This is a genomic window from Bacillus sp. XT-2, from assembly GCF_025696525.1.
GTDB classification, from domain to species: domain Bacteria; phylum Bacillota; class Bacilli; order Bacillales; family Bacillaceae; genus Bacillus; species Bacillus halotolerans.
Genome location: NZ_JAHVOC010000001.1, coordinates 872,801 through 895,195, shown reverse-complemented (window position 1 = coordinate 895,195; position 22,395 = coordinate 872,801). Strand labels below are relative to the sequence as shown.

Here is a 22,395-nt window from a genome sequence, read left to right as displayed (position 1 = left end):
GAAAGCTAATTTCCACATAAAAGGGCTAGTACGTTTCCCCCCGTCTATATAAAAGACAATCTTTATTGTTCATTTAGAATAAATTTAAATTTACTTAGGAGGAAATTGGTTATGAATAAAACAGAACTAATCGCTAAAGTGGCAGAAAAACAAGGGGTATCTAAAAAAGAAGGAGCTCCCAGTGTCGAAAAAGTCTTTGACACTATTTCAGAGGCATTAAAAAGTGGAGAAAAAGTAAGTATTCCTGGTTTCGGAACATTTGAAGTTCGTGAACGTGCAGCTCGTAAAGGGAGAAATCCCCAGACAGGAGAGGAAATTGATATTCCGGCTACAAAAGCACCTGCATTTAAGCCGGCAAAAGCACTTAAAGACGCAGTCAAAGCTAAATAATCAGTTAATGAGGACGACAGGAAAGGCTACCTGCACGCTTTGTCACAAAGAGCTTATGCTCCTAAAAGTGGCAGAGTTAGAAGTTATGGAGGAAATTGTCGACCTCCCCTCTTTTCGCTTATCTTCATCTCCGGGTTAATTAATTAGAGTTGTTTATTGGTGGCATGGAGGTGCCGTCAATAATTAGTTGATTACTGATGTTTGGGATATCAGTTCTCGACTAATGTTCATTTATGAAGATACAGACTAATTTGAATGAACATTAGTGGAGATTCCTCTCCTGTGTGGACTAGCTTTTCTCGATTAAACAATATCTACTCCCCTATTTTATGTATCATTCTGACACAAAACTGCGGCTGGTCATTGCAGCTAGTCGGATAATAGTCATTTATGAGGGTGCGAGGTTAACTCGGATGTTTGTATCTTAAGGAGACAAGTAAATGGCTATTATCGGGCTAAACATGTCGGTAAGACCTTTGCTACTCAAATTTTTATGTAGGGTGAATCCCATCACAGTCTTACTATGGGTGACATGTAGCCTGAATATTAATTGCGGTGTACTGCTTCGGCTTACACTTAGGGAAGGTAGATGCGTCTCCCTTCCCTTTAAATAATGCCCTTGTAAGCTTTGATGCTTATTATGCGGTCAACAAAATTTTTCCGGGTGAGCGGGTCTTCTATACTCGTAAAATAAGTGGAATGGTTTTTGAGCGCTTGATCACCACTCCCATTTCACAGAAAAGGATTATATTCATTCTCAGACTTCGGGCGCTGAGCGTTGGCAGGCAACATAAAAACTTGGGATTTATAAGCAAATTCACTTTAAATAACATTGACCAAGCAATGAACTAACCTGATACCCTTTTTGGACTATGCATTATTTTCCCACGCACATACCTCCTTACACAGGTCAGAGAAAACTGTGCAAAATAAGAGACTGGCGATCTACACGCATTGTATGTAGATAAGGTGTGTGACCTGACAAGAAAAGACAGGAATGTCTCTGAAAAGGGTTATAGGGGTCTTACCTTTTCGTACTTTTGATTAAAACTAAGGATAAAAATTGTTTTATTGGCAATTTATTTAAGAATCTATTAGAATATAAAAGATGTATGTCTAAAGGAGAAGATAATAAATGTCAAAAATCGCTTTATTCGAAGCTTTACCTTTAAGAAATGCAATCTCAAAACGTATTCAGGAACTGTTACAGGAACGAGATAGTGTTGCATATGTTGAACATGATAAAGATGAAAAATATACAAAACCAACAAAAACTGTAGACCAAATCACAGCTGAGCTGGAATCGACTAAAAAAGATTATCGTGAATTGGTAGTACTAATCGCTAAAGCCAACCTGGATGCAAAAGTTTTGTGGGATGAAAAGGAATTATCGATCACAGAAGCGCTTGAATTAGCACAGCAACTTAGAGGTGAAGCGAATAAACTCAAAAGTTACGGTCGTTCTCAGAAAACTGAACGAGTAAATTCTTATTCTGATGTTATTAGTTATCGTGAAGCCTTGTTTGATCCTGACAAGATGCAAACTAAAGGATTAAAGTTAGAAAGAATGGCTAATCGTCTTTCAAACTCTATTGAAAAAGCTAATCATAATTATGAAATTGAGTTTGAAGCTGCAGATAAGTATCTATAAAAGCTAAGGTTTTAACTTAGCTATGAGGGTAAAATCACTTTTATCTTGATAGCTGGGTGTAAAACTGCCCAGCTTGGACAACAGAGAAGTAGAAAGCCGCTTTAGTTTAGAGCGTATCTAAACTGTAGTACCAAAACTCATTTATTTCCTAGGTTGGAAACGGATTATTTTACAGCTTACGAATTACGAGATTTACGATTTTACGGACGCAAACCTTTATTAGTGATATTTTAATCAAAAATATACTCTGTTCTCTGTTGTTCCAATAATTTAACTCATGTGCCAAGCTGTACAAGGAGTTCCTGAAGACGTCATAATGACGTCTTTTGTTATTTTCAGATTTCCCTGTTGATCCGAAGGCTTACGTTCCTACGCGAGTTACTGTTGTAGGTAAGATGGGGGGGGTAAGAAAATAACTAGAACAATAGTATTTAAAAGTCATTTACTCTTTTTTGTTGTAGCTTTTACTTTATCATAACCAAACATATAGCCAAAAGCTATCAATGCTGCCCCACCAAAACGAAGATATTGATGATATTCAAAATCTTTAAAAACAGTAACCGCTCCAACTATCAACAAAACACCTATTATAATAAAGGCATTCAAAACTTTGTCTAACAAAAAAACACCTCTTTTTCAAATTTCATCTACACTTCATTATACCTATTGTGGATTATTTTTCCACACAAAGTGCTTCTTGATAACTGGAATGGGTCTGTAATACATATGTACGAAAGTTATCAATAATCTCCTTCGGGCGTTTCCCCAACGCCTATCCGACTTATCTTTCATCTCCTTTATATCCCCTTCTCGGAGGTTACCGATGCTTCGGATCATCGGGCTTCCGAAGGAGCTTATTGTACGTAAATAGAAAATTATTGGAGGAATTTAAATGGCAAGCAAAAAAGTACATCAAATTAATGTTAAAGGCTTTTTCGATATGGACGTAATGGAAGTTATCGAACAAACAAAAGATGATGAATATACATATGATTTTAAAGAAATTCTTTCCGAGTTTAATGGAAAAAATGTTTCAATCACAATAAAAGAAGAAAATGAATTACCAGTGAAAGATGCTGAGTAAGGCGGTGACTGAATGATTGATCCTATTCAAACGAAGCGTCACTCAGATGAAAACCTTAAAGAATGGAAAATAAGAATCTGCTCTAATAAAGACATTTATAATCTTAACTGGGAAGAAATCAAAGAGTTAATCAACAAAGAAACCGGCGAATCTAAAGGCGAATCAGCTTATAGAAAATGGTTCAACAACTTCATTGAAGGAGTTGAATACCAAAAAGCAAAGTCAGCTGAATCAAATAATTCTCTCATTGAATTGGAACTGAAAAAGGTTGAAATCATGGAAGAGAGAAAAAAGCTTCAAGCTGTAAAGCATGAAATACATAAAAACACACGTGTCAAAGGTCGAACAGAGCTGCTATATGAAAATGTAACTGAAGCAATTGAGAAAGTAGGCACTCTCCCTCCCCCTTCCTTCTATCCATTAAATAAGAGCGAAAGAAAAAGAGCTGCTGTTCTAGGGTTTGGAGATGAACACTTCGGGAAGCAATTTAAAAGCAACAACAATGAATACAACGAACAGATTTATTTGCAGCGTATGAATCAGATTCTTTCTGAAACTGTTGAGTACATTCAAAAAGAAAATTTAGATGAGCTGGTCGTGTTAAATGGTGCTGACAGTGTTGAAGGTATGGCATTGCGCGTATCGCAATTAACTGCCCTTCAGTACGGGTTTATTGACCAAGTGATTAAATACTCTAGGTACAAAGCTGAATGGCTTTTAGAGCTTTCTAAGCACGTCAAAATTAAGTACATACATATCCCTTCTGCAAATCATACTGAACTAAGATTACATAATACAAATCGCTCGGAAATGCCTAAAGAAGATGTAGAGCGTATTATCGCTACTTATATCCATGACGTACTCAAAGACAATGAGCGAATTGAAGTTCCTTTATACGACGAAGGAATTGTGGATTTTAAATTACTTGAATTTGAAATTGTTGCTTGTCACGGACACCAGATTAAAAACAAAAAGAATGCCATTCGTGACATCTCACAGATGAAACGAAAATTCTACGATTACATGTACATCTCCCACTTCCACCACGGAAACATGCTCACTGTAGGTGAAGCAGCCACTCATAATATCCAAGTTATACAACTCCCTTCTGTAATGGGTTCCGATGAATACAGTGACAGCTTAATGACAGGTGCCAAAGCTGGAGCAAACTTATCAATTTATGAATCTGGTAAAGGTCGGACTATTCAGTACGATTACATATTGAATTAATAAGAAGGAGTAAAATCAAATGAAGACAAAAATTTTTTTAACGAATTAAGTGGTCATTGGGTTAATTTCTCAGTTGTATTTAATGACGTTGATAAATCACTACAAGAAAAGTTTCATAAAAATGCACCCAAAATGCTGCTGGTAAATGATTCTCAGAGAGGTAAAGGCAAAACAACTCTTCTTCTTAGGTTATCACAAGAGAATAATATCCCTTTACTTGTAGGTGCACATAAAGAGATTTATAAAGACTTGGCTAAAGAAAAAGGCATTAGTTGTACTATTTTCTCAGCCGACTATTTAGAAGGTAATCATTTTCCGAATGGTGTTTATATCGATTGTACTGTTACTAAAGATCAACTCAAAACAATTAAAAAATTAGGAATTGAGATCAAAGGAGGATTTCATCACGATGAAATCCTCTCTTCTTTAGTTTAAGCACCTTTTTAGAACGCCCAGTGATGATTGCGGTTCTCCCCTTCCGCGCTATTGCTGGGCGTTTTATAAAACGTGTTTACATCAACTAACTTTATGGAGGTGAAATATGTCTGCTGAAAAAATAAAATGCTCATGCTGCGGCAAAGAACAAAACGCCAATCAATATTATATCTCGGAATCTCCTTTCAATTCTGCAACCGGCAAGCTGTCAGTATGTAAGAACTGTCTCCAAAATGAATTCCAAAAAGACAAAGATAACTTAAAGAATGTGCAAAACATCTTGAGAATGATTGACCGTCCATTTGTTTATGACTTGTGGGTTTCCGCTGTTAACGAATCAGAGTCTAAGAAAAAATCATCTGGTAATGTGTTAGGAACTTATATGAAAAATATCGGAATGAAAGATTACAAATCGAAAACTTGGGCAGATAGCGAATTTAATGATCCGAATCAGGAGGTTGATACATCAGAACCTAAAAACGTCAATGAAGATAAAATTTGGGGCAAGGGATTCTCTAAACAAGATTTAGACTATCTAAACAATTTTTATCGCTCTTACAGCGAAAACTATGCAACTGACACTCCAGTGCAAGTTAACCTTTATAGAAATATAGCAAAAGTTCATTTGCAGGCAGATAAGGAATTGGCTAACGGCAGTATAAAGCAGTACAAAGATCTTTTAGAGTTGTCATCTAAGTTGCACAATGACGGAAACATTAAGCCGATACAATCCACAGGAGCAAATGATGACAAAGGCTTGTCTTCTTATGGATTATGGATTAAGACCATTGAGCAAACTGAACCATGTGAAGCATTCGAGCATAAAAAAGAATACGAGGATTATGATAAGTTCAACACATATATTCAAAGATGGTTTGTTCGACCTTTTAAAAATATCTTTAATATCTCTAAAGATTTCGATGTGAATGATTAATGGGACACTTTCAAATCAAAAGAAATAAAGCCTCTAAGGGGCAAAACCACCTAGAACAAACCACGAATGTATCAAAAGTTAAAGAAAAGCAAAGCTCAAATGATCGCTTGAGAAATCAGATGAAAAAATGGACAACCTTTTATAGATTAAATATGCATCGCTTTGTAGAGCATTATTTTGAAATTGACCTTTTCTTCTTTCAAAAGATTCTTATTTTCTTCATGAACCTGAATACATTTTTTATGCTAGTCGCTGCTCGGGGTTTATCTAAATCTTTTATGATTGCCATTTTTGCTTGTGCAAGATGTGTTTTATATCCAAACACCAAAGTAGTTATTGCATCTGGAGTGAAGAAACAGGCAAAATTGATAATCACTGAGAAAATTGAGAAAGAACTAATGCAGTATCCTAATTTTGCCCGTGAAATTAAACAAATAAGGTCTTCCTCAAATGAAGCAATGGTTGTTTTTCATAACGGATCAACAATTGAAGCTGTTACTTCAAGTGAAAATTCACGTGGCTATCGCGGCAATATCCTAATCCTCGAAGAATTCCGCATGATCGATGAAAACATCTTAAAGACTGTTTTAAAACCCTTCCTAAACGTTTACAGACAACCTCCTTACCTAAAGAAAGAACAATACCGTCATCTAACCGAAGAGAATATTGAAGTATACATTTCTTCTGCTTGGTACACGTCTCATTGGATGTGGAAGTCAATGAAAGCAGCAAGGGATGCAATGCTAAAAGGTAGAGATACAATGATATTTTCATTGGACTATCTAACCTCTATTTATCACGGTCTTCTTTCTAAAGAACGGATCAACAAAGAACGTGAAAGCTCTGATTTTGATGAAGTCTCTTTTATGATGGAATATGAAAACCTAATGTATGGGCAAAACTCCAACGCCCTATTTAAGTTGAACGATATTACTAAAAACAGAACACTAAAAAAACCCTTCTATCCTATAAAGAATATTGATTACTCTATTCATAAAAACAAGCGCAAAGAAAAGCTAAAAGACGGCGAAGTGCGAATCTTAAGCGTTGACGTTGCGCTTATGGGGGGAGAAGCAAACGATAATACCGTAATTACTTGCATTAGACTCCTACCCAATGGAGACAAGTATCAACGTAAAGTTCCATACATAGAGACAATCGAAGGTAATCATACAGACGATCAAGCAATTAGAATTAAACAGTTATTTGAGGATTTTCAAGCTAGCTATGTGGCACTTGATACTCATGGCAACGGTATGTCGATTTATGATGCCTTGGCTAAAGTTAACTACGATGAAGAACGAGATGTTGAATATGATGCATGGTGTTCATTTAACGATGAGGAAATGAGACAAAGAGCCAAAACTCCTAATCCACTTCCTGTTGTATTCTCAATTAAGGCCAACGGTAAATTGAACCACGAAATCGCTTCAACTCTACGTGTAAACCTTCAAAGTTCTAATATTGAATTACTCATTAGTGAAATTGAAGGCAGTGACTTTTTGTCGGATAAATCAGGGTATCAAAATGCAAGCATTGAAGATAAAGTCCGAATGAAAACACCATACATCCAAACTACGTTACTGGTTAACGAATTAGTTAACCTTGAACATGATATTGTGGGCGGTTATATCAGAATTAAAGAAAAGTCAGGGAAAAGAAAGGATAGGTATTCTTCCTTAGCTTATGGCAACTATCTCGCAAAGGTTTTAGAAGGTGAAAACCTTCAAAAGTCAGAGTACGACATAGATGATGAACTTGTCTATTTTTAAAGAAATGAGGTGAAACATGGTAACCTTAAACAAAGTTGATATTGAATCAGAAGAGTATAAGCAAATGCTGAATGACTATTCAACTTATACTTCTACATTTGCTTCCGGCTTTATCTCAAATATGTTTTCCAATGGGATTGTTACGGAAATTGAGGCCGAACAATTAAAGAATTATTTTTCTAACCCCGATCAATTTCAAGAGGAAATTGAAGATCTTGCTGAGTATTTTTATATCTCGACTGCAGAGATTCACCAATTGTTTGAATTGATAGAAGCCCTTCCTACCCTCAACTATAAAATTGACTCCTTTAATAAAGTTAAGTCTTCAGATAAGCACATTTCTCTTCTGAATAAATCCTTACATAAGGTCAAACATAAAAGACTTACTAGGGATCTGTTAAAACAAGTAGCTACAGCTGGTACTCTTGTTGGTTTATGGCTTGGGGATGCTAAGAGTCCTTATCCGTTTATCTTTGATGAGATTAAATATGTGTTCCCCTCTTTTAGGAGAAATGGGGACTGGGTATGTGTAGTTGACATGGAGCTGTTCACTAAATATAAAGATGATCACAGAAATGAATTGTTAAAAAGCCTCTCCCCTTATATTAAACAAAGCGATTATGAAAACTTCATGAAAGATCGAGAGAAATACCGATTTAAGGAATTGCCACAAGAAAGAACTTTTCCACTACGCACAGGGACGCTAAAAAGAAATCAAGGATTGGGAACATCTTGGGTTACCCCAGGTCTATATGACGTTCTCCATAAAAAGAAACTTAAAGATGTTGAAAGATCGATTGCAAATAAAATTATTAACGCTGTTGCAGTTCTAACCATTGGTACAGATAAAGGTAATGGCGAATACACAAACATGAAGCTGCCTAAAGCAGTTAAACAAAAAATTCATGGTGGAGTTAAAGCAGCTTTAGAGAAGAACCAAAAAGATGGAGTAACTGTAGTATCAATCCCTGACTTTGCTGACATCAACTTTCCAGATGTTAAAGCAGATGGATTAGATGGAGCAAAGTTTGACCATATCAATAGCGACATTCAATCTGCTTACGGCTTATCCGGCTCCCTTTTAAATGGTGATGGGGGTAACTATGCAACTTCGTCGTTAAACTTGGATACATTTTATAAGCGTATTGGCGTTTTAATGGAGGATATTGAACAAGAGGTTTATCAAAAGTTATTCAACCTTGTTTTGCCTGCTGCCCAAAAAGACAATTACTATATGAATTACGATAAAGACAAGCCGCTCACTCTTAAAGAAAAAATGGACATCTTAATTAAACTAAACGATAAAGGTTGGTCTATTAAGCACGTAGTTGATAATTTGGCAGGAGTGTCTTGGGAAAGTTACCTTGAACAAACTCTATATGAAACCGAAGAACTGAAACTCCAAGAAAAAATTAGACCTTATCAAACTTCATATACCTTCACTGGGAATAAATCAGGTCGCCCAAATGAAGGAAATAAAAACAACGACAACACAGTGAAGTCCGCCACATCCAACGGTAATGACAATCCTATTTAAAACTTCACTTTTGAAGGGAGGTGAAATTATTTGACAAAGAAGCAAAAGAAAAAACTATGCCAACTTCAATTGAATGAGATTAAAACATCAGATGACCCAACAAAGTTGTCATGTTGCTTTGTCATTTTTGATTTCGATGTCTCTCACAATAACGCAGTAATTTCTAAGGATGTTGCTCTTGAAGCTGCTTCAACAATAATTAATAAACCGATTGTTGCAAAATATTACGAGGTTGATGAATTAAATACTTCTACAGATGCAATGGGAACTCATGAAGCTTATCTAGACACAGACAAGCACGGAGAACTTGAAGTAAAAAGAGATACTGCTCCAATTGGTGTCTTTACATCTGAGGGATACATAACTGAAATTGAAACTCCAGAAGGTAAAAAAGAAGTATTGGCAGCAGATGCAATACTTTGGAACTCCCGATTTAAAGATGCATGTGAACTCTTACTTGAATGGTATGGTCGGGGTATTAACATTAATACAAGTTGTGAGATCCTTTATTCAAATTACACTATGCAAGATGGCATTGAACACCTACAGTCCCCTATCTATTTCGAAGGTCATGCTATTTTAAATTCAGAGAAACGAGGAGAGCATGACATTGTCCTCCCCGCTTATGATTCTTCCAAACTTCTTAGCTTTAATGAAATTCAACAATTTGAAAGATTAGTTGCTCAAGCAGCTACAAGACAAAATAATGAGGAAGGTGAAAAAATGAATAAGTTTAGAAAAGTGTTTGAATTGTCTCATTCTGATGTTCGAACACTTCTTTATAACCAATTAGATCCAACCCTTGACAAGGAGTCAGCATCTTATATTGCAGATGTATATGATGCATATTTCATCGTAAACGTGTATAGCTGGTCAGATGAAAATAGCTACGACAAATACTTTAAGTTCAATTACACAAGAACAGGCGATACTGTTTCAATTGATTTTGACAGTAAAACCGAGGTGTTCATGACACGTAACTGGGAGGAAGTTGTTCCTGAACCTATTCAAACACAACTTAACCAAAAAGATGAACAGATTAAAGATTTAACGAAACAAGTAAATCAAATCAATAAGAATAAGGCAGATATTGAACAGCAATTCAACACTGCTAGTGAAAAGCTTGTGCAATTAAATTCTGAAGTGGAACAATTGAAGCCTTATAAAGAAAAACACGAGAAAACTTTATTAGAGCAAAAACTAAATGAGAAAAATGAATTCTATAAAGCGAAATTTGAAGCTTTAAATGCTGAGGAAAAATTCAGTACAGAAGAAGTACAAAACCTTATCCATGCTTCGGTTAAACAAGATGAAGAAGGAGAAAAAGCTGTATTACAACTTAACACAATGTTAGTTGATTTAGTTAGTGTTCCTACTGAAACAAATACAACCATTAGAGAATTTTCAAGTAAACGGGAAAATTTAATCCCTAACGATGACTCTTTTGAATCACGCTTTTCACAATAAATTTTAAACTTGGAGGAATAAAATATGGCTACAAGATTACAAAAAGCCCTTACTGAAGTAGGTAATCATACTACTGGAAACTTGAATTCTTTAAAAATCAAAACAGTTGCTCACGGTGCAAAAGTGACTGGTTCAGACATTGATAACTTTATGCTTGTTGAACTTGGTTTTGATGCTGAGGGGAACCGAACAGCTTCGAAACTATCAGATAAAACAAAAAAAGCATATTTAATTGCATCTCCTGAAGCACGCTATCTTGGTGAATCAATGAGAGACTTCTATAACGGTGTAGGAGAACATGCTCGAATTGTTATCCTTGAGCCAGCTTATACTCGTTTTGATGTTTCTGCATTTTCATTTAATACAGCAGTGACTGAGGTTAAACAAGGTCAAGTAGCTCACTTTGATATTGCTACTCAAAAGTATATTCTCAGTGATCCTGCTTCACCTCATGAGGATTATGCTGATTCTTCTGCTAAGTTCCTCGTTGTAAATAATGAAGATGACCTTGTTTACACAATGGGACAAAAACTTGTTCGCCTTGAAGTAATCGAGGCCTAGTACATAACAAATAAATTTCAATAAAAGGAGTATTTTAAATGAAATTAGATACTGTGAAAATCAAAGGCTTGTTTAGCCGTGTATTAAATAACAAAATGGACGGTACAGACCAAGCTGATATCCAAACTTACATTAAGAAAGTGTTTGGTGATGGCGGTACTACACCTGACCCTTCCATGCTCCATCAATTTAATAACCTTGTCGTTGAACAAGCAGATGAAATTGCGAAACCAAAAGTAACACAGCTTCTCTCCCTTTTGGCCAATGTCCAACAAGAAAAACGAGGCAATATTAAAGAAATTAAAATTCCGAAAAAGAATAAGGCAAAAGTCATTTGGTCTGCTACAGGCTCTGGTGTTGATTTAGTTCGTGTTGAAGGACAAGAAACAGTTCCTGCTGTTCCGAAAACTATGTCAACAGGTTTCTATTATGAACCCCTAGATCTCGTAACAGATTCAATTGTTTACTTCAATAAATTGGTGAATGATATAGCAGATGCTAAAGTCCGTTTGTACCTCGATAAAATCCATCAATTAACTGCAAGCGCAATTACAGCTGGTAAAATCCCTGCAAAAAATGTTCAAACAGGCTCAAACCTTACTCTTCAACAATACAACAAAGTAGCTTCTGTGCTTCAACGTTATGGTGGAAAACCTATCTTCGTAGCTGATACCCTTCTTATCGACTACTTCGCATTCCAACAAGGAACAGACTCCACGTTTAAGAACTTCTTAACTGAAGAAGTAAAAGGAGAGCTCCTTACTGCCCTAAATCCAGCTACAATCGGCAGAACAACTGCTGTTAACCTCACTAACCCATTTACAGATGATACAAATAGTAAAGTCGAACTTCCTGTCAACAAAGGCTATATGTTTGCCGGCGGCGTTTCTCAAAAACCATTTTCTGTTGTTGAGTATGGTGGACTGCGTCAATTGACAGAACAAGACATTGAAGATGAAAGAATCAAAATGAAAATTGTTCAAGATGCGTCTGTTAACCTTCTTTTTGGAGAAGCAATCGGAATTATTGAAGAACAAGCTGCAGTATCTATCTAAATCAAAATATGAGGATTTTTTAGGAGGATATAAATTTGACTGAAAAAATTAAGTTAGCACGATACAGAAGTACATCTTATTTTGTTGGGTATATCAGCGATGGTGGACATAAACAATACACTTGGGCTGGAAGTAAAAATGGGAAGGCTGATATTAAAGAAGTTCCAAAAGAAGTTGTTGAATGGCTCACAATGAACAGCGTTTGTTTCGATAAAGGTGAATTAGTTATTGTTGAAGATAATGAGACAACCAAAGAAATTAAAGATTCTATTGTTGAGTCGGAGGCTTATAAAAATAACATCCATACCAAAGAAGAAATTGAAAAGATGATTAAATCGGGAAATATTGCTCAACTAAAAAATAAGCTCGATAAAATCACAGTGGATTCTGAGAAGCAATTTATTATTGACGTTGCTTCAGAATTTAGCGATGACATTGCTGCAGGCAAATTGAAAGTTTTGGCTGATTGGATGGGAGTCGCTGATCCTTCCCTTCTCTTTGACTAAGAGGGGGGATTTTTTATGACATCTTATGATCAAATATGGGAAACCTTTTTAAACAACTGCGAGACATCTGATTTTGATGTTCCTCAAACAGAAGAACAAATTTATCAATCAATTCGAAATGCAATACTTCATTTCAATAACAGGCTCAGAGACAATTTAAAGGCTGATGATTCAACAGAAACTGTAAATAGAGATTTATCTGAGGACGATCTGCTTATTATTGCACACTTCTTGAGATACATCTTTTTGTTAAATAAAAAGACCTTGTTTGAGAATACGTGGCAGCCCTTCACGAATGACGTGGGAATCAAGAACTTTGGTACACAACTCAATTCCCTTAAACAAAGTGTAATAGATCAGAAAAACGAAATTGAACGTTTGATATTGAACGCTGCGGTGGATTATCTATGAGTGCAATTAAAGTTAAATCGGCACATAAAGATGGACAAATAAAGCTTGAGGACTTAGATATTGTTTGCAATAAACTGTGTAAGAGAAACAATTCAGTCCTCTTCAAATTGGAGAAATACCTTAATAAAAAGCTGCTAAGCGATCCTCAACTCACAGAAATCAGGGACACCATTTTAACAGTAAGTGGTGAATTAAGCAGACTTAGGGATAACTTAGTAACAGACGGTGATTCGAATGAAGGACTACAGTAATTACCACAAGATTAACATTAATAATAAACTTCTTCATGATGGTAAGCTTATTTTCCAACAAGGCCTTAAGGGGCTTGAATCTGAAAAAGTCACAATAGATGGAATCGAAAAAACAGTAATGATCACCTCTAAGTACTCTAGTGGCGATGGTTCTGCAAGATATATATTAGGTGAAATTGCTGACATTTATCGTGGCGGAGTTGTTAAGTTTAATGATGAAACATGGCTCATCACCTCCCACCCTCTCAGTAATAAGATTTACAAAAAGGCTGAGATAAAAATATGTGGAACATCATTTTTTCTTACTTCAGAAGACAAGCTAATAGATACTGGCAAAATTAACGAAATCACTGGTAAGCCAATTTATGAAAAAGTACCTGGTGAAAAAACTGAAGTCCCCTGCATATTCGAAAGGACAACTTCAATAAAAGGCACTGAATTGGCGGTAAATCTTCCAGATGGTCAAGCAAACATTACAATTCCTTATCTTGTTCATGAAAAATTAAAAATCGGACTTACCCTCTCCTTCTTTGGCGAAGATTATCAAGTCGATGATATAGACTATTCTAAAGTTTATGGAGACCACGGAACAATAAAATTGGTTGCCAAAAAGAAAGTTGGTGAAAAGACATGAGCATGACTGTTGAACAGATGACAAAAGTCTTCAGATTAGTTATGGATGATGTTGAACTGAATCGGCTCTTGTATTACAAAACTGATCCTCTCTCCCCTTCTCATCCAGATGTTCAATCACTCGAAAATTATTATGACTCCACAAATGACTCTCCCGCTATAATCAATACCATATTCAAGCGAGCACCTAAAACAGATGATCTATCGGATTCACCATTATGTAGAATGTGTGTTTATTTAGGGAACGCATTACCAAAACCATCCAACCAAAGTGCGATGCTTCTTGATCAAGACTTGATGATTGATGTTTTCACCCATATTAACACCTTTGAAGAAACCGAATTTAGAAATCTTAAGATTAATGACAGAATTAATAAGCTCTTGTTCAATCAGAATTTTGCTGGCATTGGTAAGACAAACTCTTATAAAAGAATGCTAATCACTAATCCTCCTGATGGTTACCTCGGATATAAATTAATTTATACCTTTGGGGCGATGAAATGATTGATAGTGAATTCTTTATAACCGGTGAGCCAATCCCTACTGAATTTGGCGATTGTCGATTTATAAAAGTTAAGGAATATGCACTTTTAACTCCGTACCTCAGCTGGTTTAAGATGTCTAAGAAAGAGATTATTTATACTTACAGCAAAAAGGAAAATAATCAATTTGGCCAATTAGATGGTCTTATTGCCGAACTTAAAAAACTGTCTTTATTTGAAATTACAAGTATCCTTCCGAATTTTAAAGAAGCGTATGAAGTAATATTTAGCACAGTTTTTAATGGCGTTGAAATTTTAGAAAAACTTACACCGGAAAACTTCGAAGCCCTAAGAGAATTGGTCTTGAGAATGTCTTGTCTAAAAGAGGAAAAAATCAGCTCTAACCCAGAGATACAGCGAGCTAACGAGCGCAGCAAAAGAGTGAAAAGTCAGGAATCAGATATGGTTGATATGGCAGACATCATAAGTAGTGTTGCTACTCACACCGGATATTTGTACAAAGATATAAATGAAATGACTCTGTTTCAGTTATACATGACTTACTACAGAGTAGGTCAATTCAAACAGTACGATACCTCCACCCTGTTTGCGACCGTTTCACCTGATGCAGCCAAACACATGGAAAGCTGGGGAAAACATATTGACTTATTTGAAGAAGAAAAGCATTACATAAGTAGAGAAAGTTTCATGAAACAAACTAAAGGTTTTGGTAAAGGCAGCGCATAGCTGTCTTTTTTATTATTTAAGGAGGCAACAATTAGATGAAAACAGTTATTCAAGATACAGCTGACGTTTATTTCAAACGAAAATCTGACGGTAAGCTTGTATTCACAGCCGAGGCACAAACAGCATCATTCTCCCAAGCAATCTCTGAAGAAAAACTCAGAGGTGGAATCGGAAATAAACCACTTTACATTCTTAAATCTGAGAAGGAAATTAACCTAACTGTCAAAAATGCTTTCTTTGATTTAGAATGGCTTGCAATGACACAGGGTGAAACAATTCAGGAAGAAACAAAAGTAAAGGTTTTCGATAGAGAACATGGACTGATTGTAGATGATACAAACAAAGTTACTCTAAAAGGAAAACCTGTAAGTGATGTAACTTTCTATAACAAAAAAGGTTTAACATATAAGATTGCTATTTCAACTGATGGTACATATACAATTCCAACAGCATTTGCAGCTGCTAAAGACAAACTAACAGCTGTGTATCAAATTGAAAAAGTCGGTAGACGTTTAGCCATTAAAGCCAGCAAGTTCTCAGAACGATATGAAGTTGAATATCGCACTATTGCCTATAATCCTGATACAGAAGAAGTTTACAGTGACATCTATATCCAGTTCCCTAACGTTTCTCCTTCAGGGGAATTTGAAATGTCATTAGAAAATGGAAATGCTCTAGCACCAGAAATTAAGTTTGAAGCATTAGCAGATACAGATACAGACGAAATGGCTGTAGTAATCGAAGCAAGTAGAGATGAAAATACTGCAGCTCCGGTTGAGGATACAACAGGTTCAACTCAAAGCTCAGATCTTGGCGGAACAACTGAATAATTAAGGAGGCGTTTATTATTGCTTTTTTAAACCAGGACGGTGATAAATACACCTCTGCAAAAGATGATGGGACAGGTAATCCCATAACTGCTGTATCAATTGAACGTTCCACTGTCCCTTTGGAGGTTGGTCTTAATAATGACCAGCCTCTTAATGTTAATGTGGCCAATACATCACTTGATGTAAATATAGCTAATACGGCTTCTGTCCCTGTTTTGGTTAAAAACACTGCAGCAATTAAAACCCAAGTTCAAAAATCCTATTCTGAATTTGTTGTTACTGATGCTGATACTGTAGCTACAGGTGCAACTAAGTCTTATACAGTTGATCTAATCGATTCACTTGGTGTTTTCAGAACTTACGGTATTGCTATGTACACAACTCAAACAGACAGCTCAAACAGCAAAGTTTTAGCAAGTATTTATTCCGTACCGAAAAACATCCCATTTTATTCTGCAACTACATCAGGTAACGATAATTCTGTTCTATTCAACAGCATTGCTTTTGTTCAGAATTACCCTTTGCAAAAACAATTAACTTTCACTGCTCCAAAAATACATCTGACAGTTAAAGCAGCCGGTACAGTTGATCTAACTGGGTTAAAAATCGTTGTTTGGGGGATGGAATAATGACATTTGATGAAGTATGTGGTCTGTTCAAACAATTTGATGGTTTGGAACAAAAATTCCTATTGCTATCAGATGGTTCCTATATCAGTGTTGATGATTTCAAGCAACGCTTTGAAGGCGACTTCAATGAGTACGAACCTTTAAGTTCGCTTCAGTCATCCCCTTCTTCTACCCCAGCTTGGGAAGGTATATGGAATAAGCTACAAGAGGATGGGCTTTTTGAATAAGTCCTCCCCTCTTATTTTTCTAGATAAAAGACAGTTTTTATACAAATTAAGGAGGTGGAGTTGTTGACAGAAACGACTGAAAATGTCGTAACCACAATTCCAGACAAAACTTCATTTACTTTTCATGAAGCAACAACTGCCCCGTCTGAAGGTGAAGAATTTGCAGTGGATCATTTTCGGGAACTTACTGTTAAGATCTCTGGTTCCTCAACTTCACGTGAAATAAAATTTTATGCAGTTGATGAAAATGGCGAAAAAACACCCTTAAGTGGAACTAACAAAACAGACTTACAGCTAGCAACCAGTACTTTAAATACAAATGAATACTGGGACTTCGATATTGGCGGAGTATTTAAAGTATTGTTTGAGGTTATAGCAGTAAACGGTGATGTATCTGTTAAAGGAATTGCGGTGAGCTAAATGAGCAACAGTAAATTTGCTGGACAATTGAAACAAAACAACTTTCAAATTAATAATTTAAAAGCAGCCACTGCAAAAACTGAAAAACACATGGTCGATCACGAGGAAAAGCTTACTGATACCGTCAATGATTTTATGGAATATCAAAACTTCGAGCTAAAAAAACACACAGAAGACTTTGATAATCCGCATCAGGTTACTAAAAACCAAGTTGGGTTATCTAATGTTACCGACGATAAACAGGCAACCAAGTTAGAGTTTGACTCACATGTCAAAGATACAAGTCTTCATGTATCAACTGCTGAAAGAGAAGCATGGAATTCCAAAGAAACTACTTCAGGAGCACAAATAAAGGCTGATAAAGCATTAAGTGATGCAAAATCATACGTAGATATTCATACTGCTGATAAAGCTAATCCTCATGCTGTTACTGCTGCACAAGTTGGTCTAGGAAACCTTACAAATGATAAGCAAGCAACTAAATCTGAATTTGATATTCACATCGGAAACTCAACTGTTCATATTTCATCTTCAGAAAGAAACAAGTGGAATGGTGCTCAATTAGTGAAGCTTACAACAGATTCCGGCTATGGAACAAATCTCGGTTCAGGAGTAGATACTAGAACTCTTACAAAGACAGGAATTTATTATGGCAAAGAGTTTGTAAACACTCCAAGTGAAGCAAGTTTTCATACAATTGTAGTAATAGCTATGTCAGATACTGTTATAGTGCAAGAAGCTACGAGATGGTTTGATAATAAAAAATTTACACAAACGATGAACGGAGCCAACACTTGGTCAGGTTGGAAAGAAATAATTACAAAAGATCAACTGGCTCCAACATGGAAGAACCTTACGCTTCAAAACGGGTGGACTGTATACAGTGATCGAACTCCTCAATATGCAATTATAGGAAGTCATGTAGTATTTAGAGGCGCTATTCAAGGAGGTACAATTGGCACTTCTGCTAATAACTTTATCCCCGCTTTCACAATGCCTACAGGTTCTCGCTCTTTATCAAATATAGTTTTCGCTACTGGACTAATGAATGAAGCTGGGGTAGCAAAAGCGTATTCTCAAACTTCAGGCTATGTTTCAATTCTATACTCAGGTGAGAATACAGCTAACGGCATTGTAAATCTAGAAAATATACACTACTACATTTAGGATGTGACATTTCACCTTGACAACAGTTGTTTGCTATAAATATGATCCAAAAACGCACCTATATCTTGAACCTGTCGAATACGAAGAATCTGATAAACTGCCAATAAATTGCACAAAAGTGCCCCCTCCACCTGGTCTATATCTAGCTAAATACAGTATTGAGGATCAGTCATGGGTTGAATCTGCAAACAAAGATTACATCGACAGCCTAAAAAATTCAGATATCAAGCCCTCAGATATTGATATCTTAGGTCAATCCCTAACAGAGGCAAGAATCACTATTTTAAAACAAGCTAGAACTATAACTACGATGCAGTCTGATATAGAAACGCTGAAAGGCGGGGTAGCAACTTGAGTAATTTTTGGGTTATTGCTTTAAGTAAAGATTGGGCAACAGTTTCTCAAGTAAAAGAAGCCTATGAATATAATGATGTATCTAAAGACGAGCTACAAGAAGGTGTAACAAATAATATTATTACTGTTGAGGAATATGAAGAAATAGTTGGAGAGCCCTACGCTCCTACTGATTCGAGTCCAATAGAACAGTAATTTGATAAGAATTTATCTGGCAGGTGTCTTGTGCTTTATAGAGGATATAAAAGGAGGATATTAAATGGCATCAAAAAAATTGAATTTAAGTTTAATTGAGGAAAGTGTCAATAAGTATGACAAGAAAGAAAAAGTCCAGTTAACCGATGATGTACATGTATTCATCTACCCATACTTTTCCCCTTCTCGGTTAACAAAAATGCTAACTGAAATGATCTCTGATCAACAAAAAGCCGAAGATAAAGGTATTGATTTTAGTAAAATCAACACTGTTCAATGGGTATTCTTTTCAATTGTAAAAGAATTTTCAGATTTGGGGATTCCAAATGACATCAAAAATAAAGTTAAATGGTACCTTAAGCTTGTGGATTCCGAATTCTTCCCTATGATTATTAACAGTTATCCAAAAGAAAGTATGAAGAAGCTTAAAGATGCAACAAAAGCTTTAGAAAAAATCACTGATGACTTGTTAACTATGAGCAAAGAGGAAATCAACAAACTTATTCTAGAAAAGGTAGAAGAAATAGAGACTGGTTCTGGTGAAGTTAGTGGCGAAAACAATTAAAGATATCAAAGCTATGGTTGAACAAGCTGCAATTCAATCAATTCATAAGTCTTCCTCTAATGTGAAACAAATTATGGTGAAAACAGGACAAGAGCACATTGATGAAGATGTTTACGGTGCATATGATCCCCTACTTTATGAACGCACAGGACAAGTTAAAGATGCCTTTATAACCACCAACGAAAGTAACGGGGTGTCATTGGACAATATTAGAAATGATGATGGAAAAGACATTGCTACAGTCATTGAAACCGGTCAAGGTTATTCATACCCTGATTCATATGGATATGGCTACGGTAAACCTCGTCCTTTTATGAAGAATACCTCTGAGACACTAAAAGATGGACGATTAACTGCAGCGCTAAAAAAAGATTTAAAAGCAGATGGAATTAAAACAGACTAATGGCGGTGAATTAATGGCCAAATCAATTGAAAAGAATATGCTCAGATCTCGAGCAATAAAACTCCCCGAGGTCACGGAATCAATGTGGGAGCAAGTAGACGAAGAGCACAGAAGCTTGGCTCAAGAGTTTTTAGATGCTCATTCATTTAGAAATAAAACACGAAAGCAGTATTACTCCTCCCTTCGCCAATTCTTTTGGTGGGTACATACCTCTCTTAACGGGAAAAAACTTTATAAGATCTCAAAGCGTGATTTCATTAGGTATCAAAGTTTCTTAAAGAATCGTGGGATGTCTTCAAGTGGGATTGCTTTAAAAAAAGCCGGTGTATCCTCGTTAAATAATTATATCGAAAATGTTGTTGCAGAAGATGATCATAATTATGAGAAATTCAGAAACTTCACTCGTGGGCTGCCAGCTATTCCAAAAACCACTACATATGAAAAAGTTAAAGTTACATATGATGACTATAAACTGATGATGGACGCCCTAAAAGAGGACGAAAATTATTTGGGGATGGCATGGCTTGCTACTGCCTTTAATGTTGGCGGGCGAAGGGCAGAACTCATACAGTTAAAAACAGAAATATTAGATTACCCTATTCCAGAGGGTCAGTCATACGTGATGAGTCATAAGGTATTTGGAAAAGGTAAAGGTGAAGGAAAACCTCTTGAGTACATGATTAACACAGAAGCACTGGAGTACCTGCGTTTATGGCATGAAAAACGTGGCTATGATCATGAATACCTCTTCACTACTCAGTATGGCGGAGAGCCTAAACAGATGTCAGAGTCTTGGGCTGATTATTTTTGCTCTGATGTGTTATCAGATATCCTTGGTCGACGTATAAACCCCCACCTCTTTAAAGCTTCGTGCATCACTTATCTCCTAGAAGTTAAGAAAATCAAAATTGAATTGATAAGCAAATATGTAGCTCATCATGAAGATGTCTCAACAACAATCAAGCACTATGATTTACGGGATTTTGAAGAAGAAAAGAATCAAATATTTGTTTAGTTAAAATCCCTCTTTTATTCAGAATCAAGATTCCTCGTTTGAGGGATTTTGCTTATGTATAAAACAAAGAATCACTTTTTCCCCCTATAAAGACAAAGTGATTTTAAAATTAGCTATTAGGCAAATCTACTTTTGCATCGAGAATTAGAGAAACGTACCCTTGGAAATCTAATTTCCATTAAAATCCTTTACATATTCGTCGATAATATGGAGAGGTGATGAAAATGTTAAATAAAAAGTACTAAAACACAATCTGGTTGAGATGAATCCCAAAGAATTAATAAAGTTTATCAAGCACGAATTCCCTATTAATGGACAAGATTATCATACACATGCAAGGAAAGTCCAAATAATAAAAGCTTTAAGCCCGTCTGAATTATCATCTGCCATTGCAAGGATGGAAGGAATAAAATCGCAATATGATCCATCTAAAACTTGGGGAATTGGAAGTTTGATTTTGGGAACATCGTTTATAGGATTTCAAGTATTATTTGGTGTGAATCTATCAAAAATTACTGAGGGAAACCGATTGAATGCATTAATTTACGTATTAATCACAATCATAATTTGCTTATGGACACTTCGTAATATTTTAAAAGATAAAGAAAATGCTACAACTGCAGATTATCTTAAAGAACTGCTCATTCAGATAAAATCAGAAAAGAACCAATGATTTCACTTTCCATTTATATAGTTCTCCATGACTGGAAACAGTGATATAATGTAGGAAAATGATACCGGCGGTGGTTGAATGGGATATAAGTTAATGGCTTATGGTGGCTATTTTTTATTCTGTCTTTTCTTTTTGCTAATGGATAGCTGGAGAGGCATGGGAATTTGCTTAATAATTGCAGGATTAGCCCTATTAGCACTTGAACCCTATAAAATTAAAGCCCAAAAAAATATAGATAAACTAAAAGAAAATGCGCAAAAACTTAAGCACTTCGACGGTGGTTTTAATCCAGACAATTTCTTTAATACTTATCAAACTAAAATTGCTTTTAAGGAATCAGAATTCCTTGTGAAAATATATCATCTTAATAAAGATGAACATATTGAAGAATACACAATCCCTTTTTCTAATATTATTGAATCCGAAATTGCTTTGGACAATCAAATAATTTCTAAAGTATCAAAATCGGGAATCGTAGCTGGAGGCCTGTTAGCTGGAGGCATTGGGGCTGCACTTGGAGGGTTGTCTGCCTCTTCAATACAAAATGAAATGGTCAAATCCGTCACTCTAAAGATTACTGTTGAAGACCTAAGTAAACCTATCCATTACATCGATTTTCTCCCCACACAAGAAGTTGAAGGGTATAATACTCAGGGGTATAAGAAAGATAGCAATATCATTCAACAAGCACTTAAGAATGCAGAATATTGGCATGGTGTTATGGATGTAATTATTAAGAAAGCAAACAAAGTCGCTCAATAACTGAGTGGC

29 protein-coding genes and 2 pseudogenes are annotated in these 22,395 nt (G+C 35.8%); 30 read left to right on the top strand and 1 reads right to left on the bottom strand.

Annotation, left to right across the window (positions count from 1 at the left end; translation table 11 throughout):
- Positions 1-111: 111 nt before the first annotated feature.
- From hupN to KXD37_RS04910, 3 genes and pseudogenes are all read left to right on the top strand, one after another.
- Positions 112-390, top strand: coding sequence for an HU-related DNA-binding protein HupN (gene hupN / locus KXD37_RS04920; protein ID WP_004399274.1), 279 nt, complete (start codon positions 112-114; stop codon positions 388-390).
- Positions 391-945: 555 nt separating this feature from the next.
- Positions 946-1,095 (top strand): annotated as a pseudogene (locus KXD37_RS04915) (hypothetical protein); the annotation flags it as partial.
- A gap of 430 nt (positions 1,096-1,525) precedes the next feature.
- The gene (locus tag KXD37_RS04910) at positions 1,526-2,041 is read left to right on the top strand and encodes a hypothetical protein (protein ID WP_061187729.1); all 516 of its coding nucleotides are present in this window, start codon (positions 1,526-1,528) and stop codon (positions 2,039-2,041) included.
- Positions 2,042-2,479: 438 nt separating this feature from the next.
- Here the strand turns inward: KXD37_RS04910 and KXD37_RS04905 are convergent, their stop codons facing one another.
- Positions 2,480-2,662, bottom strand: a complete 183-nt coding sequence (locus KXD37_RS04905) for a hypothetical protein (protein ID WP_229042853.1) — start codon at positions 2,660-2,662, stop codon at positions 2,480-2,482.
- Between the two features lie 271 nt (positions 2,663-2,933).
- On the opposite strand from KXD37_RS04905, the gene KXD37_RS04900 reads away from it, so the two are divergent.
- The 27 genes and pseudogenes from KXD37_RS04900 (at position 2,934) to KXD37_RS04770 (ending at position 22,386) form a co-directional block, all read left to right on the top strand.
- Positions 2,934-3,125 (top strand): YonK family protein, encoded by a 192-nt coding sequence (locus tag KXD37_RS04900; protein WP_101860445.1) that lies wholly within the window; start codon positions 2,934-2,936, stop codon positions 3,123-3,125.
- A 12-nt stretch (positions 3,126-3,137) separates the two neighbouring features.
- A complete protein-coding gene (locus KXD37_RS04895; RefSeq protein WP_263463296.1) occupies positions 3,138-4,355 on the top strand; it encodes a hypothetical protein in 1,218 nt (405 codons plus the stop codon).
- Positions 4,356-4,487: 132 nt separating this feature from the next.
- Positions 4,488-4,790 carry a hypothetical protein gene (locus tag KXD37_RS04890; protein ID WP_263463295.1) on the top strand — a complete coding sequence of 101 codons (303 nt, stop codon included), beginning with the start codon at positions 4,488-4,490 and terminating at the stop codon, positions 4,788-4,790.
- Positions 4,791-4,896: 106 nt separating this feature from the next.
- Positions 4,897-5,232, top strand: a pseudogene (locus KXD37_RS24070) (hypothetical protein); the annotation flags it as partial.
- 491 nt (positions 5,233-5,723) lie between these two features.
- Positions 5,724-7,496: a terminase large subunit domain-containing protein gene (locus tag KXD37_RS04880; RefSeq protein ID WP_101860440.1), complete on the top strand. Its 1,773-nt coding sequence runs from the start codon at positions 5,724-5,726 to the stop codon at positions 7,494-7,496.
- Positions 7,497-7,512: 16 nt separating this feature from the next.
- Complete coding sequence (locus KXD37_RS04875; protein ID WP_263463293.1) at positions 7,513-9,033, top strand: hypothetical protein; 1,521 nt, start codon at positions 7,513-7,515, stop codon at positions 9,031-9,033.
- 30 nt (positions 9,034-9,063) lie between these two features.
- Entirely contained in the window at positions 9,064-10,500 is a 1,437-nt protein-coding gene (locus KXD37_RS04870) for a hypothetical protein (RefSeq protein WP_263463292.1), read from the top strand.
- A 24-nt stretch (positions 10,501-10,524) separates the two neighbouring features.
- Entirely contained in the window at positions 10,525-11,061 is a 537-nt protein-coding gene (locus KXD37_RS04865) for a hypothetical protein (protein WP_263463291.1), read from the top strand.
- A gap of 38 nt (positions 11,062-11,099) precedes the next feature.
- Positions 11,100-12,116 carry a hypothetical protein gene (locus KXD37_RS04860; RefSeq protein ID WP_071579305.1) on the top strand — a complete coding sequence of 339 codons (1,017 nt, stop codon included), beginning with the start codon at positions 11,100-11,102 and terminating at the stop codon, positions 12,114-12,116.
- Between the two features lie 35 nt (positions 12,117-12,151).
- Positions 12,152-12,622, top strand: a complete 471-nt coding sequence (locus KXD37_RS04855; protein ID WP_263463290.1) for a hypothetical protein — start codon at positions 12,152-12,154, stop codon at positions 12,620-12,622.
- 15 nt (positions 12,623-12,637) lie between these two features.
- Positions 12,638-13,033 (top strand): hypothetical protein, encoded by a 396-nt coding sequence (locus KXD37_RS04850; protein ID WP_231833906.1) that lies wholly within the window; start codon positions 12,638-12,640, stop codon positions 13,031-13,033.
- The gene (locus tag KXD37_RS04845) at positions 13,030-13,284 is read left to right on the top strand and encodes a hypothetical protein (RefSeq protein ID WP_263463289.1); all 255 of its coding nucleotides are present in this window, start codon (positions 13,030-13,032) and stop codon (positions 13,282-13,284) included. Before KXD37_RS04850 ends, KXD37_RS04845 begins: the two co-directional genes overlap by 4 nt.
- Entirely contained in the window at positions 13,268-13,918 is a 651-nt protein-coding gene (locus tag KXD37_RS04840; RefSeq protein WP_263463288.1) for a hypothetical protein, read from the top strand. Before KXD37_RS04845 ends, KXD37_RS04840 begins: the two co-directional genes overlap by 17 nt.
- On the top strand, positions 13,915-14,421 hold the full coding sequence (locus KXD37_RS04835) for a hypothetical protein (protein WP_263463287.1): 507 nt from the start codon (positions 13,915-13,917) through the stop codon (positions 14,419-14,421). Before KXD37_RS04840 ends, KXD37_RS04835 begins: the two co-directional genes overlap by 4 nt.
- Positions 14,418-15,146 carry a hypothetical protein gene (locus KXD37_RS04830; protein WP_263463286.1) on the top strand — a complete coding sequence of 243 codons (729 nt, stop codon included), beginning with the start codon at positions 14,418-14,420 and terminating at the stop codon, positions 15,144-15,146. Before KXD37_RS04835 ends, KXD37_RS04830 begins: the two co-directional genes overlap by 4 nt.
- A 35-nt stretch (positions 15,147-15,181) precedes the next feature.
- Entirely contained in the window at positions 15,182-15,976 is a 795-nt protein-coding gene (locus KXD37_RS04825; protein ID WP_071579298.1) for a hypothetical protein, read from the top strand.
- Between the two features lie 17 nt (positions 15,977-15,993).
- On the top strand, positions 15,994-16,605 hold the full coding sequence (locus tag KXD37_RS04820) for a hypothetical protein (RefSeq protein ID WP_263463401.1): 612 nt from the start codon (positions 15,994-15,996) through the stop codon (positions 16,603-16,605).
- The gene (locus KXD37_RS04815; RefSeq protein WP_009967521.1) at positions 16,605-16,832 is read left to right on the top strand and encodes a hypothetical protein; all 228 of its coding nucleotides are present in this window, start codon (positions 16,605-16,607) and stop codon (positions 16,830-16,832) included. Before KXD37_RS04820 ends, KXD37_RS04815 begins: the two co-directional genes overlap by 1 nt.
- Before the next feature lie 63 nt (positions 16,833-16,895).
- Positions 16,896-17,252: a hypothetical protein gene (locus KXD37_RS04810; protein WP_263463285.1), complete on the top strand. Its 357-nt coding sequence runs from the start codon at positions 16,896-16,898 to the stop codon at positions 17,250-17,252.
- On the top strand, positions 17,253-18,419 hold the full coding sequence (locus KXD37_RS04805; protein WP_263463284.1) for a pyocin knob domain-containing protein: 1,167 nt from the start codon (positions 17,253-17,255) through the stop codon (positions 18,417-18,419).
- A gap of 16 nt (positions 18,420-18,435) precedes the next feature.
- Positions 18,436-18,774 carry a hypothetical protein gene (locus KXD37_RS04800; RefSeq protein ID WP_263463283.1) on the top strand — a complete coding sequence of 113 codons (339 nt, stop codon included), beginning with the start codon at positions 18,436-18,438 and terminating at the stop codon, positions 18,772-18,774.
- The gene (locus KXD37_RS04795; protein WP_263463282.1) at positions 18,771-18,968 is read left to right on the top strand and encodes an XkdX family protein; all 198 of its coding nucleotides are present in this window, start codon (positions 18,771-18,773) and stop codon (positions 18,966-18,968) included. Before KXD37_RS04800 ends, KXD37_RS04795 begins: the two co-directional genes overlap by 4 nt.
- Positions 18,969-19,032: 64 nt before the next feature.
- Positions 19,033-19,533: a hypothetical protein gene (locus KXD37_RS04790; protein WP_263463281.1), complete on the top strand. Its 501-nt coding sequence runs from the start codon at positions 19,033-19,035 to the stop codon at positions 19,531-19,533.
- Positions 19,517-19,936, top strand: a complete 420-nt coding sequence (locus KXD37_RS04785) for a hypothetical protein (RefSeq protein WP_263463280.1) — start codon at positions 19,517-19,519, stop codon at positions 19,934-19,936. The genes KXD37_RS04790 and KXD37_RS04785 overlap by 17 nt, the downstream gene beginning before the upstream one ends.
- Before the next feature lie 13 nt (positions 19,937-19,949).
- A complete protein-coding gene (locus KXD37_RS04780; RefSeq protein WP_263463400.1) occupies positions 19,950-20,951 on the top strand; it encodes a tyrosine-type recombinase/integrase in 1,002 nt (333 codons plus the stop codon).
- Between the two features lie 262 nt (positions 20,952-21,213).
- On the top strand, positions 21,214-21,624 hold the full coding sequence (locus KXD37_RS04775) for a hypothetical protein (RefSeq protein WP_263463279.1): 411 nt from the start codon (positions 21,214-21,216) through the stop codon (positions 21,622-21,624).
- Between the two features lie 78 nt (positions 21,625-21,702).
- On the top strand, positions 21,703-22,386 hold the full coding sequence (locus KXD37_RS04770; RefSeq protein ID WP_263463278.1) for an immunity protein: 684 nt from the start codon (positions 21,703-21,705) through the stop codon (positions 22,384-22,386).
- The last annotated feature ends 9 nt before the right edge of the window (positions 22,387-22,395 follow it).

Excerpts from the sequence above, each read along its gene's own strand:
- KXD37_RS04910 (WP_061187729.1), top strand. The coding sequence starts at position 1,526 with ATGTCAAAAATCGCTTTATTCGAAGCTTTACCTTTAAGAAATGCAATC.
- KXD37_RS04835 (WP_263463287.1), top strand. The coding sequence starts at position 13,915 with ATGAGCATGACTGTTGAACAGATGACAAAAGTCTTCAGATTAGTTATG.
- KXD37_RS04830 (WP_263463286.1), top strand. The coding sequence starts at position 14,418 with ATGATTGATAGTGAATTCTTTATAACCGGTGAGCCAATCCCTACTGAA.
- KXD37_RS04895 (WP_263463296.1), top strand. The coding sequence starts at position 3,138 with ATGATTGATCCTATTCAAACGAAGCGTCACTCAGATGAAAACCTTAAA.
- KXD37_RS04815 (WP_009967521.1), top strand. The coding sequence starts at position 16,605 with ATGACATTTGATGAAGTATGTGGTCTGTTCAAACAATTTGATGGTTTG.
- KXD37_RS04840 (WP_263463288.1), top strand. The coding sequence starts at position 13,268 with ATGAAGGACTACAGTAATTACCACAAGATTAACATTAATAATAAACTT.
- KXD37_RS04825 (WP_071579298.1), top strand. The coding sequence starts at position 15,182 with ATGAAAACAGTTATTCAAGATACAGCTGACGTTTATTTCAAACGAAAA.
- KXD37_RS04900 (WP_101860445.1), top strand. The coding sequence starts at position 2,934 with ATGGCAAGCAAAAAAGTACATCAAATTAATGTTAAAGGCTTTTTCGAT.
- hupN (WP_004399274.1), top strand. The coding sequence starts at position 112 with ATGAATAAAACAGAACTAATCGCTAAAGTGGCAGAAAAACAAGGGGTA.
- KXD37_RS04805 (WP_263463284.1), top strand. The coding sequence starts at position 17,253 with ATGAGCAACAGTAAATTTGCTGGACAATTGAAACAAAACAACTTTCAA.
- KXD37_RS04860 (WP_071579305.1), top strand. The coding sequence starts at position 11,100 with ATGAAATTAGATACTGTGAAAATCAAAGGCTTGTTTAGCCGTGTATTA.
- KXD37_RS04850 (WP_231833906.1), top strand. The coding sequence starts at position 12,638 with ATGACATCTTATGATCAAATATGGGAAACCTTTTTAAACAACTGCGAG.
- KXD37_RS04865 (WP_263463291.1), top strand. The coding sequence starts at position 10,525 with ATGGCTACAAGATTACAAAAAGCCCTTACTGAAGTAGGTAATCATACT.
- KXD37_RS04890 (WP_263463295.1), top strand. The coding sequence starts at position 4,488 with ATGCTGCTGGTAAATGATTCTCAGAGAGGTAAAGGCAAAACAACTCTT.
- KXD37_RS04875 (WP_263463293.1), top strand. The coding sequence starts at position 7,513 with ATGGTAACCTTAAACAAAGTTGATATTGAATCAGAAGAGTATAAGCAA.
- KXD37_RS04880 (WP_101860440.1), top strand. The coding sequence starts at position 5,724 with ATGGGACACTTTCAAATCAAAAGAAATAAAGCCTCTAAGGGGCAAAAC.
- KXD37_RS04790 (WP_263463281.1), top strand. The coding sequence starts at position 19,033 with ATGGCATCAAAAAAATTGAATTTAAGTTTAATTGAGGAAAGTGTCAAT.
- KXD37_RS04775 (WP_263463279.1), top strand. The coding sequence starts at position 21,214 with ATGAATCCCAAAGAATTAATAAAGTTTATCAAGCACGAATTCCCTATT.
- KXD37_RS04770 (WP_263463278.1), top strand. The coding sequence starts at position 21,703 with ATGGGATATAAGTTAATGGCTTATGGTGGCTATTTTTTATTCTGTCTT.
- KXD37_RS04845 (WP_263463289.1), top strand. The coding sequence starts at position 13,030 with ATGAGTGCAATTAAAGTTAAATCGGCACATAAAGATGGACAAATAAAG.
- KXD37_RS04780 (WP_263463400.1), top strand. The coding sequence starts at position 19,950 with ATGGCCAAATCAATTGAAAAGAATATGCTCAGATCTCGAGCAATAAAA.